Annotated in this window: 15 protein-coding genes; 5 read left to right on the top strand and 10 right to left on the bottom strand. The window is 56.0% G+C overall.

All coding sequences use genetic code 11. The annotated features are described in order from the left end of the window. Positions 1-290: 290 nt before the first annotated feature. Positions 291-935, top strand: a complete 645-nt coding sequence (locus EDC23_RS09190; RefSeq protein WP_134083800.1) for an alkylmercury lyase family protein — start codon at positions 291-293, stop codon at positions 933-935. A 69-nt stretch (positions 936-1004) separates the two neighbouring features. Here EDC23_RS09190 and EDC23_RS09185 read toward each other — a convergent pair whose 3' ends face one another. Then, on the bottom strand, positions 1005-1820 hold the full coding sequence (locus tag EDC23_RS09185; protein ID WP_134083798.1) for a hypothetical protein: 816 nt from the start codon (positions 1818-1820) through the stop codon (positions 1005-1007). A 740-nt stretch (positions 1821-2560) separates the two neighbouring features. On the opposite strand from EDC23_RS09185, the gene EDC23_RS09180 reads away from it, so the two are divergent. Genes EDC23_RS09180 through EDC23_RS09165 form a run of 4 tightly spaced genes read left to right on the top strand, consistent with a single transcriptional unit; the run spans position 2561 to position 8436 of the window. Then, a complete protein-coding gene (locus EDC23_RS09180) occupies positions 2561-4240 on the top strand; it encodes an NADH-quinone oxidoreductase subunit 5 family protein (RefSeq protein ID WP_134083796.1) in 1680 nt (559 codons plus the stop codon). A gap of 1 nt (position 4241) precedes the next feature. Continuing rightward, positions 4242-5000, top strand: a complete 759-nt coding sequence (locus tag EDC23_RS09175) for a hypothetical protein (RefSeq protein ID WP_134083794.1) — start codon at positions 4242-4244, stop codon at positions 4998-5000. After that, complete coding sequence (locus tag EDC23_RS09170) at positions 4997-8113, top strand: DUF2309 domain-containing protein (protein WP_134083792.1); 3117 nt, start codon at positions 4997-4999, stop codon at positions 8111-8113. The genes EDC23_RS09175 and EDC23_RS09170 overlap by 4 nt, the downstream gene beginning before the upstream one ends. Beyond that, on the top strand, positions 8110-8436 hold the full coding sequence (locus EDC23_RS09165; protein ID WP_134083790.1) for a P-II family nitrogen regulator: 327 nt from the start codon (positions 8110-8112) through the stop codon (positions 8434-8436). The genes EDC23_RS09170 and EDC23_RS09165 overlap by 4 nt, the downstream gene beginning before the upstream one ends. Before the next feature lie 187 nt (positions 8437-8623). On the opposite strand, the gene EDC23_RS09160 is transcribed toward EDC23_RS09165, so the two are convergent. The 9 genes from EDC23_RS09160 to EDC23_RS09120 form a co-directional block, all read right to left on the bottom strand. After that, positions 8624-9586, bottom strand: coding sequence for an MBL fold metallo-hydrolase (locus EDC23_RS09160; RefSeq protein WP_399359232.1), 963 nt, complete (start codon positions 9584-9586; stop codon positions 8624-8626). A 245-nt stretch (positions 9587-9831) separates the two neighbouring features. Further along, on the bottom strand, positions 9832-10671 hold the full coding sequence (locus tag EDC23_RS09155) for a RibD family protein (RefSeq protein WP_134083788.1): 840 nt from the start codon (positions 10669-10671) through the stop codon (positions 9832-9834). A 246-nt stretch (positions 10672-10917) separates the two neighbouring features. Beyond that, complete coding sequence (locus tag EDC23_RS09150; RefSeq protein WP_134083786.1) at positions 10918-11874, bottom strand: PDC sensor domain-containing protein; 957 nt, start codon at positions 11872-11874, stop codon at positions 10918-10920. A gap of 90 nt (positions 11875-11964) precedes the next feature. Next, entirely contained in the window at positions 11965-12399 is a 435-nt protein-coding gene (locus tag EDC23_RS09145; protein WP_134083784.1) for a hypothetical protein, read from the bottom strand. A gap of 150 nt (positions 12400-12549) precedes the next feature. Further along, entirely contained in the window at positions 12550-13644 is a 1095-nt protein-coding gene (locus EDC23_RS09140; protein ID WP_208321332.1) for an L-dopachrome tautomerase-related protein, read from the bottom strand. A 77-nt stretch (positions 13645-13721) separates the two neighbouring features. Beyond that, a complete protein-coding gene (locus tag EDC23_RS09135; protein WP_134083782.1) occupies positions 13722-14324 on the bottom strand; it encodes a hypothetical protein in 603 nt (200 codons plus the stop codon). A gap of 70 nt (positions 14325-14394) precedes the next feature. Further along, a complete protein-coding gene (locus EDC23_RS09130; RefSeq protein ID WP_134083780.1) occupies positions 14395-14676 on the bottom strand; it encodes a hypothetical protein in 282 nt (93 codons plus the stop codon). Positions 14677-14990: 314 nt separating this feature from the next. Then, the gene (locus EDC23_RS09125; RefSeq protein ID WP_134083778.1) at positions 14991-15602 is read right to left on the bottom strand and encodes a BRCT domain-containing protein; all 612 of its coding nucleotides are present in this window, start codon (positions 15600-15602) and stop codon (positions 14991-14993) included. A 377-nt stretch (positions 15603-15979) separates the two neighbouring features. After that, the gene (locus tag EDC23_RS09120; RefSeq protein ID WP_134083776.1) at positions 15980-17158 is read right to left on the bottom strand and encodes an integrase core domain-containing protein; all 1179 of its coding nucleotides are present in this window, start codon (positions 17156-17158) and stop codon (positions 15980-15982) included. Between the last annotated feature and the right edge of the window lie 174 nt (positions 17159-17332).

Genomic DNA, 17332 nt, shown 5'->3' with positions numbered 1-17332 from the left:
ATATCAGGGTAAACCCTGATCAGGGATCTCAGGATTCACCCTGATAACATGTGCAGGCTTTCACCGAAATTGGGCCCCAACCCGGCCAAATCGATCCGGAGCAAAACATTCCACGCTCACCCAAAACAGCGTAGTCGCGACACAGCATGAAAAAAATTTGAACTATGTCACAAAATTGTCGCCAATGGCCTGTCCGGCCAGGTATGTGTGACACGGAGGGTCCGCTGCATTATCCACCCATTTAGCAGGTATACTCTGCCATCATGGTATGGGCATAACCCGGAGAACATATGGATATTCAAGCCGCCGTGGCACGACTGAATCGGCAATTGCCGCTCAAGGCACGGCAGGCGCAGCTGTCCCCCGCGTTAAAAAACCTGCATCAGGCTATCCTGCACGGTTTGATCGAATACGGCCGGGTCCCGACCGGGCCCGAACTCGACACCGTGATCGATAAAGAAGCGCGGGCAGCGGGTTTACGCAGGCTGGGCGAGGCGGATTTGATCGTGCTCGACAGAAAGGGACAGTGGCCGGTTGGCGCCTATCCCCTGACCAGTGAACCAACCCCGCACCAGCTCAGTGTCAACGGCCATACCCTCTACGCCATGTGCGCCCTGGATGCCCTTTCTGTCGCGCCGATGTTTGACGAGACGGTAAGCATCAGCTCCGTATGCCATGTAAACCATACCCCCGTCAGGATTCAGATGCAGGGGGATACTCTGTGCGATGCCCGGCCCGACGACGCCATCGTCGGGATTCGCTGGCAAATGCCCTCCGCCGTGGCCGCGCACAGTATGTGTATGGAAATGGTTTTTCTTGAGAATCGGGCAACGGCCAAACAATGGCAAGACAGTGATACCGACAATATCAGCCTGTTCACCCTCTCCGAGGCCGTGGCCTTCGGCAAAGGCTTTTTCCTGCCGTTGATGGCGTGACAGGGGTCGCTTGAGCCGCGCGACACAAAACACAAAAAGGCGTTACCCACCTCTTTGCGCGCACGCGCCTCAGAACATAAAGGTCAGACTGGCGCTGAACGCCTCCTCGTCTATAACCCGTCCCTGGATATCGATGGCGAGCCGTTCGGCGGGCAACAGAGTCAACCCGGCATAGGCGCCAACACGACTATCGTTTCCTGTCGGGCGAAGTTCGTAAGTCGTATGACTTGACGTTACTGTTTCCGTCGCCATCGCCGAGTAATCTCCTCCGACAAACTTGATTCCCGCGTAAGGCGTCAACATACCGAACTGGTAACTCAACCCCAGTGCCGCGTGCCATTGCTCATAGACCGCCCCGCTGGTATCGGTCAACTGATTCCGTGAGTAAGTCGTTTCGTCGACCGTCACGGAGTCATAATCCATATCCTGAATTTTCCGGTATTTCAGATCCGCATTGAGCGATAAACCGTTATCTTCCTGGTAAAGCACAACAGCAATCCCCACGCCCAGCACCGTTTCATCACTCATCGCGAAGGTGACATCCCTGGTGACATTTTTGACAGTCTGTTCGGCGCTATACTCCATGCCGCTGGCAACTCCGAAGTCCGCGTACAGATCCACCCTGTCGGCCACCGAATAGATGATCTTGACTGTACCAATATCGCCTTCCACTTCCCCGTTCTGGTCTCGCAATTCACTATTGTCGATGACATTGCCCTGTATGCCCAGCCCCACTCTGGCCCTGGCCCAGGATGCACGCTCCTCGTAGACCGTTCCTTTGATACCGATGGCCCCGGACGGCAACATGACCGGCTCGGCGTTGGCGGAGAATGACAAAACAGCAATAATCGGCAACAGGGCGAGAGGAAGGACGGATAAACGCATGGGGGTCTCTTGTTTTTATTTGTGAATTTCCAGAAGGATAGTGATTATTTTCTACACAATCAATGGGGTTACAGCTATTTGGCAAGCCGTATTGCCGTTTCAGATTAACGCAATACCGTATCGTGCGCGCAACGCTATTGACTCCGGATACGCGGCACGGGAGTGAGATTCCCGCGGTGCCGACCACGGTAGCGAATAGTTGTCGGTCTCGTCTGATTAACCGGTTTGCATTGCCCTCCCTCGCCCCGGGCAATCTCCGCCACTGACAAACGAGCAGTATACCGCGGACCGATCTGTGGCCGGAGCAGTCTGCTTTTGCCGGCGCCGGCATTACCCGACACGATGCTGCACATCCTGCGTCCAGACACTTTATATATTGTTATTTTTCCGGCCTGACCTCGACGGGCAGGTTGCCAGCGATCCCCGTCCCCGGCACAAGCCTCCCGGTAATCCCTCACCGACGCTATGTTGAGTTGTGCGGCTATCTTGCGCTGTTCCCGAAATCCCCCACACATTACACGTTTTACACGCATAGTTAATAAGCAATCATTCCTATTTGTAATATCGATATTTCCCTATCAGTGATGCCGATACACTTACCCGAGTTGTGAGGTGGGAGACCCAGCCTGCCGCTGAAAGGATATAGCGGTTCAGCAGCCAATCAAACAGGAAGGATTGGCCCGGGGTTTCTCCCTGCAACAAGACGCCAACCTTTTCCGGGTAACAGGTGAAAAGACAGCATGGAACAGATCATTTTACTGATACCGGGTGTGCCGATCCTGTCGGCCTTGCTGACCCACCTGCTGGGCCGGCAAATGGGCCGGCGCGTCGCCCGCCTGAGTGTGATCGCGACACTACTCACCTTTGGCCTCTGCGTCGCCGCCCTGTGGATGGTGATTGCCGGGCACGGCCCGCAAACCGTCAGCCTGTTCGGCTCCGGTGCGCTGCTGCTACTCGATCCGCTGAGCACCCTGATGGCCGTGGTCATCACCGGTATCAGTCTGGTCGTGCATGTCTATTCCCTGCGTTACATGGCCGAAGAAATCGGTTATGGCCGCTTCTTCGTGCTGCTCGATCTGATGACCGCCACGCTGCTGCTGATGGTGACCGCCGGCGATCTGCTCACCCTGATCATCACCTGGCAGCTGATCGGGGTCCTGCTCTATTTTCTGCTCGGCCAGAATACCCGGGATGTTTCGGCCTATCGCTATGCCTTCTGGACCAAGATCACCTATCGCATCGGCGATCTGCCCTTGCTGATTGCCGCGGTGTTGCTCTACCAGGCCTACGGTACCGGCTCGCTGCCGGCGATATTCGAACAGATCAGCACCGATCCGGGCCCCCATCAGGTACTCGGCTGGCCGTTGATGGATGTGGTCGCGGGACTGATCGCCCTGGCCGCCTTTGCCCGCTCGGCGCAGTTTCTGTTACATACCTGGCTGCCCTACAGCATGTCGGGACCGACACCGGTCTCGGCCCTGATGCACGCCGGCATCGTCAATGCCGGCGGGTTTTTAATCAACCGCTTTGCGCCGGTGTTCGTGCACAGCTCGGAGATCCTGCACTGGGTGTTTATCGTCGGCCTGTTCACGGCGATCATCGGCTCGGTATTGATGCTGACCCAGAACGACATCAAAAAATCGCTGGGTTACTCCACGATGGGCCAGATGGGTTTTATGATCATGGAGTGCGGTATCGGCGCCTTCTCCCTGGCCATTTATCATCTGATCGCCCACGGCCTGTTCAAGGGCACCCTGTTTCTGGGCGCCGGGAATGTCATCCACGCCGCGCGCGGCGACGATGGCGTGCCCAAGGACGATCTGTACACCTTCGTAGTCGAACGCCGCCCGATACGCCAGCGCGTTCCCTGGCGGCTGATGGCCGCCATGACCCTGGCAGTGCCGATCGCGATCCTGGTCGCCGCCCACTGGCTGGTCGCCGAAGACTATTTCCAGAAACAAAGCGCCATCGTGTTGCTGTTCTTCGGCTGGATCACCGGCGCGCAACTGATCTTCACCATTTACCGGATGCAGACCCGTAATCTGCGTCGGCTGATTACGCTGAGTATCTTTTCTTTCGCCGTGGTCGTACTCGGCTACACGTTAATCAGTCACGCCTTCGATCTGTTTTTATATCCCGATCCGGCGTTTCGCGAACAGATCTACGCGGCGGCGGACTTTGATCTGTTCTGGTTTGATCTGCTGATGGGATTGATTGCGCTGGTGATCATTTTCGGCTGGCTCATCATCAGCTTCAGCGAACAAAACGGTCATCACAAAAGCCCGTACCGTCGCCGGCTGTGGCTGTCCTTCTATGCGTTGATCTCGCGTGAGTTTTATCTCACCGATCTCTATACCCGATTCAGCCGGGTCCTGCTGGCCTTCGCGGGACGGCTCAATCTCTGGCTGAGGTGGATTTAAGATGCCAACCGGATCCTATCTGCTGATCGGCCTGTTCCTGCCGCTGTTCCCGCTGAGCATGGGCTTTAACTTTGTGCTCGGTAAAAGCCGCTCTACCCTGTTGCGCATCGTGCTGTTGTTGCTCTGGCCCCAGATCGGCCTGATCCTGTTGCCGATGCTGGACAGTCCCGTGCCCGGCTGGATCATTCCGCTGGCCCTGTTCACCGCCGCACTGTATGCCCTGCGCGCCCTGGCCCTGCGCGATGTGGGACAGTGGAGCGGCTTTCTGGCCACCTCGGCCTGGGCCCTGCTGTGGATTGCGCGCCAGGGTGATATGCCGATGTTACAGCTGCATCTGTTTGCGCTGGGTTTCAGTGCCCCCCTGGTGCTGCTGACACTGCTCGGCGCGGGACTGGCACGCCGCTTTGGCGCCGCCTATACCGGCCTGTACGGCGGTCTGGCCGAATCGCTGCCCCGCTTCAGCGCGATACTCGTGCTGGTGGTGCTGGCGATTATCGCCACCCCCCTGTTCCCGACGTTTTTCATCATGCTCGTCACCGTGATGCAGGCTGCCACGTTCATGCCACTGCTGGCCGTCGGCGTCACCCTCGTCTGGTTACTCTGGAGCTGGGCGGGCGCGCGCCTGTTGCAGGGATTCATCGTCGGCCCGGCGGGCGATGAAGCGGTGATCGATCTCAATCGCCTCGCCACCGGGGCGTATGCCCTGGCATTGACCCTGCTGGTGGCGAGCGGACTGTACGGTCTCGGAGTCCTGTTATGACATTGCCACTGGGACAACAACTGAAAATTCGCACCATGATCTACGTGGCCGGCGAACCGATTCCATTTTTCTGGCCGATGCGCGCGTTCATTCACCATAACCCGCTGCACGGCCTGGAACATCTGCCCTTCCCCGAGGCCGTGGCAACCGGCGCGCAACTGTTTCATGGGCGGGGCTTTTTATCCCGGCACGCATACCAGCGTTATCTGGCGCAGGGCAAGGTCGACCGGGCTGCGCTGGCCGCCGGAATCGATGAGTTTGTGGCACAGCAGCCGGCAATTCCCGGCGTCGATCTGTCCCACTGGTTGATGACATTGCTCACCCGGGGCGAACAACCGATCATGCGGAGCACATCGTTGGCCGACGCGAAGGAGGTGCATGCCGCGATCCACGGGAGGGAACAACCCGAACCCCGTGTCGATCCGGACACCCTGACGGCAATGCTGCATGACACTCTGCTGGATGCCTGTCCGTTATATGATGCGGTGGACCGGCTCTATGGCACCGGGATCGGCGCCGAGCTGGATGAGCTGGTGATCAAAAGCTGTCTCGATTTCTTCGACGAGGGCCAGTCTGTCTGGCATATGCCCGGTCGCAAGCAGGGCCTGTTCAGCGCCTGGCGCGAGCTGGCCCTGCGCAACGCCCGGCTGTTTATGCGCGGCCTGCATATCGAGCGGATTCTGGAAAACGAACCGCACCCCGAAGGCGTGATTGCCTCGGTGATGAGCGAGCTGGGCATCCCGGAGGACAAATGGGTCGATTGTTTCTCCCGCGAGCTGTCCCGCCTGCACGGCTGGGCCGGCTTCATTCGCTGGCGGGCCAACGCCAAACATTATTACTGGAGTCAACGCTATCCCGCCGACCTGGTCGACTTTCTGGCGATCCGCCTGACCCTGGCTCTCGCCCTGCTCGCCGAGCGCAGCCGCCAGCGGATTGCCACCGATCGAAGCGCGCTGGAGACCCTGATTCAAACCCGGCCCCGGGAAACCTGGCTGCGCCATGAGTTACACAGCGGGGCGATACTGCCCGCCTACGCCCAACGCGTGGAGCAAACCCTGGCCCGCGGACGCGCGAAGGCCATTGAACAATGCTTTGACGACTATGTCCGCGCCCGGCGCCGACACGATGCCGAGGATCAGGCTGCCCACCTGTGCCAGCTGGCAACCCGGGCCGACGCGAACGCCGCGCTCGAGGTCCTGACGTCCGATCAACTGGCCACGCTGATGCCGGTACTGCAACAGTTCGAAGATGCCGAAGGCATGCTCTGGCTGCGCGCGATGGAGGCCCAGGCCATGCAAACGGTTTTGCGGGACATCAATCTGACCCCGCCGGTCCCGCGCGACAAACGCCCCTTTGCCCAGGCCCTGTTCTGCATCGATACCCGCTCCGAACGGATTCGCCGGCATCTGGAAAGCGCGGGGGATTATCAGACCTTCGGCATCGCCGGTTTCTTCGGCGTGCCCATCAGCTTCATGGAACTGGGCAAGGGCAGTGAAACCCATCTGTGCCCGGTGCTGCTCAAACCGAAAAACCTGGTCCTGGAAATGACGGCCACGGCACCGGCGGATGTAGCCGCCACCACCGCGCTGGAAAAAGTGCTGCACGAGCTGAAAGAGTCGGTCTTCACGCCATACGTCACCGTCGAGGCCATCGGCATGCTGTTCGGCTTCGACATGCTCGGCAAAACTTTCCTGCCGCAAAGCTATAACCGCTGGCGCCAGCGCCTGTACCGCGACAAACCCGCGACCCATCTGTTACTCGACAAGCTGGATCGCGAACAGGCCGACTCCATCGTTCGCGCCGTGCAGCGGGCCGTTGTGGGCAAGGCGATAGAACAGGAGTTCGAGCTGGAACCCGAAGCGGTGACCGACGAGATGGTCCGCGAACTGCGTGAAGCCGCTCTGGGACATGCCACCCGGGCCCCGGCGCTGAGTGGAACGCTGAACCTGACGGAAGAAGCCGAACAGGCGTTTATCCAGCGTCTGCGTTCAGTCTACCGGATTGAGCCGGCCTTCGCGCAGCTGCAGAGGGAACAGCTGGCACGCATCGGTTTCAGTCTCGATGAACAGACCAACTTTGTCAGCCAGGCCCTGCACTCGATTGGCCTGAACCGGGATTTCTCCCGCTTCATCCTGCTGGTCGGCCACGGCAGCACCTCCGATAACAATCCCTATGAGTCGGCGCTCGATTGCGGCGCCTGCGGCGGCAATCACGGGCTGATCAATGCCCGCGTGCTGGCCCAGATGGCCAACCAGCCCCGGGTTCGTCAGCGGCTGCGTGCCCAGGGTATCGACATCCCCGACGATGCCTGGTTCCTGCCGGCCCTGCACGACACCACCACCGATGAGATCAAACTGTTCGATCTCGATCGGCTGCCATCCTCGCACGTGATCTATCTCGATCGCCTGCGCAGCGGCCTGACCGGTGCCTCGCGGCTGTGTGCCCAGGAACGCCTCCCCGAACTGCAACTGACAGCGGGTAACTGCGATCCGGCCGAAGCCAATCACCAGGCCCGGCGTAACGCCATGGACTGGTCGCAGGTGCGTCCGGAATGGGGACTGTCCGGCAATGCCTATTTCATCATCGGCCGCCGACAGATGACGCAACACCTGTCACTGGCAGGCCGTGCGTTTTTGCATTCCTATGATTACCGGGCCGATCCCAAACGGCGCCTGCTGGAGAATATTCTCACCGGCCCGCTGGTGGTCGGTCAGTGGATCAACATGGAACACTATTTTTCCACCGTGGATAACGAACGTTTTGGCAGCGGCAGCAAGGTGTATCACAACGTGGCCGGGCGCTTCGGCGTGATGACCGGCAACCTCAGCGATCTGCGCACCGGCCTGCCGGCCCAGACCGTACTCGATCAGGGCCACCCCTATCATCAACCGATCCGTTTGATCACCGTCATCGAGGCGCCCTACGAACATGCCCGTCAGGCCATCGAGGACGTGGCCACGGTCAAAAACCTGGTGCGTAACGGCTGGGTGCGGCTGTTGATTATCGACCCGGAACAGAACACGGCACATATCTACGACCACAACACCTGGCAAAGCCGGCCGTTACCCGGCGGCCAGGCGGATGAACAACCCACGGAGTCCACCGCATCATGAAAAACCTGAACTTCAGTCCGCTGAAAAAACTCGAGATCATCCTGGGGGGCGAACACCAGAGCTTTGCCACCGACGTGCTGGATCGGGCCGGCGTCAAGGGGTACACCATTATCAACAATCTCTCCGGCAAAGGCAGCCACGGCTTTCATGAAGGCCACCTCATGTTCAACGAGGATGATGTGCTGATCATGATCATCGCCGCGGTGCCCGAGGAACGGGTCAAGCCGATACTCGAAGGGCTATCGCCCTTCTACAACGAACATTCGGGGGTGGTGTTTATCTCCGATATTCAGGTGACCCGGCTGGTAAAATTCAGCGACTGAACAGGCGTTACGAATACCCGGCCAGGGAGATTGCTTCGTCACGTCGTTCCTCGCAATGACACTACTATTTCAGGTCATTACGAGTCCCCCTGCGGGGCATAAACTTCACGAAGCAATTTTTGAACAAAGCGATCGGGTATTCGGAATGCTTAAGAGCCGACTGTTCCCTCATCCCCTTCGGAATTATTCAATAACCCCCGGCTTCCATCTCCAGATAAATGCGATAGGCATTACCCCGGTTACTGGCATCAAAGGCGGGCATATCTTCGTACTCGGACCAGTCGGTATCGCGATACGCCTCGTCAAAAGCCACAAAGTTTCGGGCCGCCTCGCCCATTTCCCTGCGCACGTATTTCAGATAGCCCTGGGTAAAGCTGATCGCCTCATGCACATCGTCGGAGGCCTCACCATGGCCCGGAATGATAAAGCGCGGTGTCGGGGTCATCGTGTCCAGATAGGCCAGCCCCTCAAGCCAGCGTTCGACATCCGTATCGGGGCTGTCCAGAAAGGGAATCCGGCCCTTGTAGATCACATCGCCACTGAACAGGACGCCGAGCTCCTTGATCAGCATGATACTGTCGCCCGGCGCGTGCGCCGGCCCCATGTGCCGCACCACGAAGGTCAGATCGCCCTGCTCGAAGGTATATTCTTTTTCAAAGGTCGTATCCGGCGCGACCAGGTAGGTATTCTCATCCACCCAGGGGAACAGTGCCTCACGGCGCTGCACCAGCCGCTGCTGCGCGGCCTCGCCCTGACTGGCGCGATCGCCGCCGATATAGCCCAGCGCCAGGTCGTGCGCGATCACTTTGGGACTGCCGGCATGCTCATCGAACGCCTGCAGGCCGTAAATATGATCGGCGTGGTAATGGCTGATCACCACGTGGGTAATCGGCTTGTCGGTCACCTCACGGATCCGCTGCAGCATCCGGTAGCCCAGCGCCGGCGTGCCCAGCGCGTCATACACCACCACGCCCTCGTCGGTCACCACGAACCCGCCGTTGGAGGTATGCCCCTCGTTCACCGAATCGGGCACGCCCGACTTGCCGATGATGTAATACACCGGCGCCTCCGGCACCTTGTGCAACTCGAAGGGCAGACTCACTTCGTCGTAGGGGGTCTCGACCGGTTCGGCCAGTACCGAAAAGCTCATCAAAACCAGAACAAACCCGAAAATAGCACGCACGTTATTCACTCCCTTGTCCGGCGAACCGCCGGAACACGACATTATACAATCAACCGACGATCAGCCCGTCGCGCGCACCAGACACCGCGCCGGCAAGACCGTCTATCTATATAGTACAGGCCCAAAGGTCGCTGCACCAACACAGGTGAAGTGGGTGATGCGGTGGATCAGGGGATTGTTGGCATCATAGCGGCATACCGACGTGTTAGACCCTATTTGAGTGCGTCATACACGGAAAAGAACTGGCTGCAACATGTCTCATCACCCTGATCGTAATACAGCGCGTTGAGGACAAAATCGACCGGGGGATCGAGCAGACTCCCCTCCAGCAGCGTGTGATAGGAAGCCCCGCCGAGCAACCGGTGGACCTGGGTCAGATAGAGCCGGTTGATCGCCCCGGCCGTCACCAGCGTCTCTAGCACCCCCGTGCCGGCGACCGAATAGATACAGCAAAAGCCCTCGGCCCGCAGCGCCTCGATCAACGCCCAGCCATCAACTTTGCGCCCTTCCCCGGCGATCAATACTTTCGTCCCGGCGGCTTGCAACATCCTGATGCGTTCGGGATCGGCCTGCGCCCCGGTGGCCACATAGACCGGCCGATCCAGTTGCTCGCACAACACCTCCAGCGGCAGATCCAGACTGGCACTGAGCACCACCACCGCCGGCTGCGGCGGCAAGCCCTGCGCACGGCGCCATTCATGCAAATCCTCGTAGGCCGGATCATCACTCAGCGGCAACGCATCCTGCGCCTCTCCCGCCGCGAAATCCCGCACATAGCGCGCACTGGTCACCAGAATATCCGCCTGCGCCGCCAGCTCCTGATACAACCGCCAGTCCCGCGGATTGGTAATCGCCGCCGGCACCCCCTTCTCCCCCGTCTCCGGGTGCGCAATCGCAATCCGCCCGTCCAGGCTTTCGATGAAGTTGCTGTAAACCAGCGGCGTCTCCTGCAACTGGGCCCGATGCAGCGCATGCTGCAGATACAGCCCCTCCAGGGCAACATTCTCCTCGCGGGCGGGGAACAGGCGGGTTAATGATTTAGTCGTGGACAAGGTCTGATTTCCGTTCGATTTTCAAGGGCTGAGGAAAGTTTAGTTTCTGCGGCGTATTTTTTCAGTTGGCAGTTGGCAGTTGGCAGTTGGCAGTTGGCAGTTGGCAGTTGGCAGTTGGCAGTTGGCAGTTGGCAGTTCAGGATTGTGGTGGGAATAATGACACTGTCCACGAATTTTTTTCAGCCAAGCATTTGCGCAGTGCCGAGCCCGTTGTTAACGCCTTTTATCTTATTTTATTGCCCCTGTTTACAATGGATTATCTGACCCGAGCCAGAAACCGATATTCTTGTCCAGAAACTCCAACCACGGCATGTAATGGGACCCGTCACAGGAGAAATTCAGACCCACCATGCCATTGAAGATATTGAGTGAGCCCGCGCGCAGGTAGATGTTTTCATCCATGAAACGTAAATCACGAAACGTGCGGAACACCTCCTTCACGCGCTCCGCCGGAATCACTGCCTCGTCCGAGTAGCTGTGCTGCGACCAGGCCAGGCAGATCGCCGGATCGGTGAGGTCCTCGATATCCAGGATACGGTAGCGGAAGGGATCCTCGATCAACCACAGCGTGGCCCGGGAGCTGGAGAAGTGCAGCTTGGCATGGAACACCCCGTGGACCTCCACCAGCTCAGTCACCAGCGGCAGCACCTCATCGATACGCCGGTCCATCAAGCTTTCGGTACGCTCCTGCAGAAACAGCCCGCCCCGGATCGCCGGATCACCCTTGATCTGCATCCACTGCTCCGGCTCTTTATAGACCTGCCGCGTCAGGGGCAGCTCCCGCAAATCGAAATCCGCCCCCAGGTAGCCCAGCAGGTGCCCCTCACCGTCCAGAATACGCTGCACGGCGGTGAGTGACGGGCGCCGCGCATTGCGGCTGATATAGGCTTCGGACAGGGAGAACACCTCGCCATTGAGCGCGGCGGCCATGTACGGCCGCTCGCGGCGATCCCGCCCGAAACTCTCCGGCAGCAGCCCATCGTAGGAGACATTGGCGGTGATCTGCCGGGCCCGCTCATCCAGGATGTAGAGGTATTTGCAGTAGGGCAGCTCTTCGTAGCCTTTGACCAGGCACGCTTCCAGTTGATCGCGATCCGGCCACACCGCCCGACAGGCGTCCGCCAGATGATCCAGCCGCCCGGACAGACGGCTGCGCAGCAACATACGCTGGCTGGCAACGGCAGTTTGTAGTGCTTCACCCATAGGGGGATATAGTAGAGATAAACTGTATCGGAAAGCAATGTTCTCTACATATTAGATACAATCAGTCTCTGACATCGGTTTCCCGTTTCGTTATCTAAGCTTAGCTTTTCCTAGCTCGACTAGAATCGCACCAGAAACAAACAACATGACACAAAATCCTAACAATACTCCTACTGGTATGCCATGCGCGCCTTCGATAAGCCACCGCACATAAAACAATAGCAACAAAGAAATAGCTAGTAGAGAAAGTACCAGGAGACCAGCGCCAAAATAATAAATATAGTAACTAAAGAACGAACTTGGAGGCTGAATTCTTACCTCATTTTTTAATATTCTGAATGCTCTTTTTAAGAACAGGAACGAGGGGAATATAATTAACAGCGACTGAACAATCATCACAGAAACAGCTATATTTAGCGATCTTTCTGTGATTATATAAACAAATGAATTGACAAGCGCATACCCAAAAAGCAGCGTCAGAATTCCCATGTTAAGGAATGCAGAATATCCATATATTTTATTCATCGTTCCCTCTATTCACTAATAGTTTAAGAAATTGAGCGGGTTTATTTTTTCCGCTGCTGTTTAACAGATGGCTACGAGTTCAGATAAGCAACCGGACCGTCACTATCGTTTAACGTTATCTGTCCGTAATTATCTGCCTGCCTGATCCTGCTATCGCCCGGTCGTGCCTTCGGATAGCGGCCGGAACTTCAGGATCAGGTAAGGCGGACGGGTCGCCGATTCACCGCCGTTAAGCACGGCACTACGGTGCAACTGGTTGGCCACTGTATAGAGATAACCGTCAGGGCCGAAGCTGAATGCATCAATCCACGACAAACGGGAATCCGACATCAACACGCGATATTCACGGTCGGAACCGATAACGCCGATGGCATTGTTTGCCAGATCACCGAGATAGATGTTCCCGGCATCGTCGATGGATATACCGTCACAGATCGGCTTGTCCGCCCAGCGTTCGACCTTCTTTGCCCTGTCCTCTGACGCCAGGTCAGAATTACGCAGGTCGGCCGTGCGGATTCGGTACATCGTGCGTCCATGCATCGGGCCGTAATACAACCATTCCCCCTCCTTGTCCAGAGCGATCGGATTGATGCCAACCCGCGGGCGAACCATCGTACCGTCGTCCTGCCTGATCTGTAGAGGAGTGCCGTCAATGATCAGATCGATATCTTCGGGGATGACGCTTTTGTGACCTTCCAGAACCCGACGAGCAGTGCCCCGTTCCAGATCGACCACAATAATAGCCGCATCTGCCCCACCGGCAGGGTCGGCGATATAAACGGTATTGCGCCCGGGATCCACGGCCAGATCATTAAGAAACGCGCTGTCAGTCGTCACATCGGTGAGATCAATGTCCGCCACGACACGCTCCGCCGAAGGATCCCAGCCCACCAGACGGCGGGTAGCGCCGCCGCGCATGGCATTGTCCAACAACCAGACTACGCCCTCAGCATCAGCCTGCAGCCCGAGGACCGAGTTAACATCGGCGTCAGCGGCAAACGGCACAAGCTGCCCCTCGTCACTAACACTTGCCACCCGTAGTTCATGATTGTAAAACTGATGCAAGCTGACGACGACTTCTCCGTCAGGCGTTACCGTGATGTTGCCGGGGCCCTTGTCCAGCTCTGCCACGATCTCCAGGCTGTCCGACACATTCTGGTTCGATTTCGACGTCGTACCGATGTCGTTGCAAGCAACCAGGGCCATAGCCATGAGGCCGTAAGCAATGGCGAAAAAACGTTTCATTTTCTTCTCCTTCCGAGGAATGATGCGGGCCTTATGATTTACATCTGCAAGAAGTTAAAGGGACTTGATACCTTTAATCAGGAATTATTTCCAACTAGCACGCCCGTCTTCTGGAGAGCCCTAAGAACTTCGGCCTTGCTAGCCTTAAGCTCATCGTGGGACTTCTTGATTTTTTTGGCATACTTAGATAGACGACCGTAATAATCCTCCGCATGCTCGTTGAACACGCCTTGACCGGTTTGCCTATACATAGACTGCCAATGCTCAAATTTTTTAACCATATCGTTATTTAAGCGATACGAGTCGATAAGTCCACGTGCCTTTGTGTAAGTAGTGACGATCTTCTTTCGAAGATCTGTATCCTCGATTCTTCCAATCAAGAACGAATTTCCCATATAAATCGGAAAGTATTCCTGTGTAACCGGGTAGTACATCAAAAGTGGTTTATCCTCGCCCAGAGCCTCAAGTTGGACCCCAACTCCATCTGAATAGGTGTCCCAGAGTGTTTCGAGTTCGTCATGTAGACCCTGTAGCAGGCCACTCATCAATTCCAACTGTTTTTTCTCTTCAAGGGCAACTGCGTTTTCGTGGGCCTTATTGGTAGATTTAAGAGAGAAAAACCCCGCAATTCCGCCACCAATAATCGCGCCACCCAGAGCAGACAACAAATTTTCCCACATTCGTTCGAATTCCTTATTGAAAATCAGCTCGATATTCGTCGTACTGGAAAGGGCCACTACCCATTACACGTTAATCTTTCTCAATACATTTAAACTCTATTGTTGCTTGCGCATCGGCCCTAAATGGCTTCATATCCTGATTGTCAGAGTGCACTAGCTCGATATCTTTTCCTTTTGAAGTGCAATATTCGTTAGCTTCTTTTATCGCGTCGGCTTTAACTCTCGCACCAGTGGTATCAAATCCTTTCTCTGAACGTGATATCATGTAAGTATCGCTTCCCGTCATAACAACACCAGAAGATGATACACAACCAACCAGAAGAACCGCGACAAAAAAAACATACAATCTCATACAGGCCTCCGCTTACGCCATAAAAATATTTTTAGTTCTATATACAAATAAACAACTTACAATTTACAAAATGATCAAACAGTAAAACCGAGATCTACGCTGAACGCTTCCTCGTCAAAATACTGGAAAGATCTGCGCCCCCATTTTTTCCTTATTATAATTTTTCAGCGAACATTGGACAAAAAGGTATCGGAGAGGTTTAATTTTAACCATACTTATAGAATAAAAATACCGGAGTTAGGTCTTGCCTTTTTCTAGCTGAAAGGCAAAAGCCAGGACCTGAGCCTATCCTTCTATAGTTCGTTTATTTTAAATTAGCCCAAATTACCTGAATTTATCCAATGCTCTTCTGTTGTTATTACTAATGGAACACCATCATCTCGATACCTCATGGCTTTTTCAATTTTACGACCATAGTTTTCATGTACCCAACTGTCTGTTACGTAAGTACCAAGAACCAAATAATTCAGAGATTTCGTGACACTCTTTGCATTTATACCGCCCAGAGACTCTATAGCCTCCTGACATTGCTTCCTTGTCCCATACGCACAGGTACCAGTAAAAATAAACGACATGCCCACAAATATAATTTCAGGATCCGGCTTATTGATCGGGAGTGATGTACTCTTTGCCACTTCACCAATCTCTGATGAATCACCGCTGACCTTCCTCAAAATACTAAAAAGTTCTGCTGACTCTTCGTCATCCAGGACCCCGTCTTCAAGCATCGTACTTACTTTTTCGAGCAAATTAAGGATAATCGGATTGTTGCTGGCTTGCCTGCTTTGCATAAGCCAATTTAGCAGTGCTTCCGCTTCGGCCTGATTGATCCTCCCATCTGCTACCATCCCTTTACTTAGCCCAATCAAAGTATCAATTTGTCTGTCATCAATACTTTTGCGGTTGAATTTGGTGAAAATATCCATCTATATTTCCTCGTCGCCCGCCTAACCCAATAAATTTTGTTTTTAATTAACCCTAATCCTAGCAACCCTACTCCCGATTTCCACACATTCCAAGCCTTGACACGTACCTGCTTCTACGGGTTTCCCCTAACCTCACTACTAACTCCTTGATCCCGTTAGACGCCGCTGAGCATCGCAGTGGAAGGAGGATTAGCCCGGAGGGTGGCGGTAGGGATGCCGCCACTCGCTCGACGGCACAGGGACGTGCCGTCGGGCGAGCACGACTGGAGCGAGAACCGCAGGGGACCGTTTCAGCCATTGGAAATGGCTGAAACGGCGGCGTCTTTCGGGGTGTACGAGTCAGGGACATCGGTAACACTTTTGTCCAGGGACATGGGTTACACTTTGAGTGTCCAGTAAGGACAGCTTCTCCCTCGCTGGTCCTGTAAATCAATATAGCCTAATCGGATCGGGCCATAGTAGACGTCTAAAACCCCATCATCCACCTCCTCCAGGCCCACTGTCTCTCCTTGCAGTAGATGAGAGACATATATCTGCCCACTATGGCTGTAAATCACCCCGCTACTGCGCACCTGATAACGTTGATAATAGTCTGGATAGTCCAGTTCTGGCAGTTTTGCCGGGTACTCTCGCGGGGAAGAGCGATAGTGTGTCACCGGCGGTTGCTGACCGAGTGCTTCATGGGGGCGATTCACGTTGTAGTCATGGATAAACTCATCAAAGCGTCGTTGCTGCACCGCCAGAGTCGGGGCTGGCGGTTTGGCGGTGGCATGCTTCAACGTCCGATGCATGCGTTCATGCCGCCCGTTTTGTTGTGGCTTGCCCGGCTCGATCCGTTCCGGACGGATCCCCAGCCGCACCCACCAGACCGACAGCCGGGACAGGCCGCCGGCGGCCCGTGAGGCGAACGGCGTCCCGTTATCACTGCGGATCCGTTGTGGCAGGCCGTATTCGCGGAACAGGCGGATAAATTGATCACGGGTCGCCGCATAGGTGGGGCCTTCCAGACCCTGACAGCCCAACAGGTAACGACTGTCATGATCCATCACCGTCAGGGGGTAACACCAGCGGCCATTGGCCAGTTTCATCTGGCCCTTGTAATCCACGCTCCACAGTTCATTGGGCGCCTGCACCGGCGAGAATGGCTGGGCATAAGGCATCACCCGGGACCGCTTTTTGCGTGGTCGGACGAGATCGGCTTCATGCAGGATCGTATAGATCGTGGTTAAAGACGGCGGCGTCTCATGGGGAAATCGTTTCACCAGCATCGCTTGCAGCTTCTTGGCACCCGGTGGACTACGGGAACCGGTCCGCAGCTCGATAATGGCCTGGCGAATCGCATAGGGCGTGCGTAGTGGGCTTTGTCGGGGGCGACGACTCTGCTCGTCGAGACCGTCCATCCCCTGCTGCTCATAACGACTGACCCACTTGTAGCCCGTCTTACGGCTGATGCAGTACAACCGGCACAACTGGGTAAAGTTCTTCTGATTCCCGCGCAGATAGTCGGCAATAAAAAGCAGTTTCTCGTCCATCGGTGTCACAGTTCTCCAGGGCATGGGGCACCTCCCTTGTCGGTGCCCTCAGCATAGAAAATGTGTTACCCATATACCTGGACTTTTCTGTTACCGATGTGTCTTGACCGAACAGGGGGCGTTTCCTTTGGTTCGTTTCGTTGTCGCGTTACAACGACAAATTCGTCGGGAACGAATTTGGGCAGCCGGAGGCTGCAC

Source organism: Thiohalophilus thiocyanatoxydans (assembly GCF_004366735.1).
Classification (GTDB): domain Bacteria; phylum Pseudomonadota; class Gammaproteobacteria; order UBA6429; family Thiohalophilaceae; genus Thiohalophilus; species Thiohalophilus thiocyanatoxydans.
This window is presented reverse-complemented; position numbering and strand designations above follow the sequence as displayed.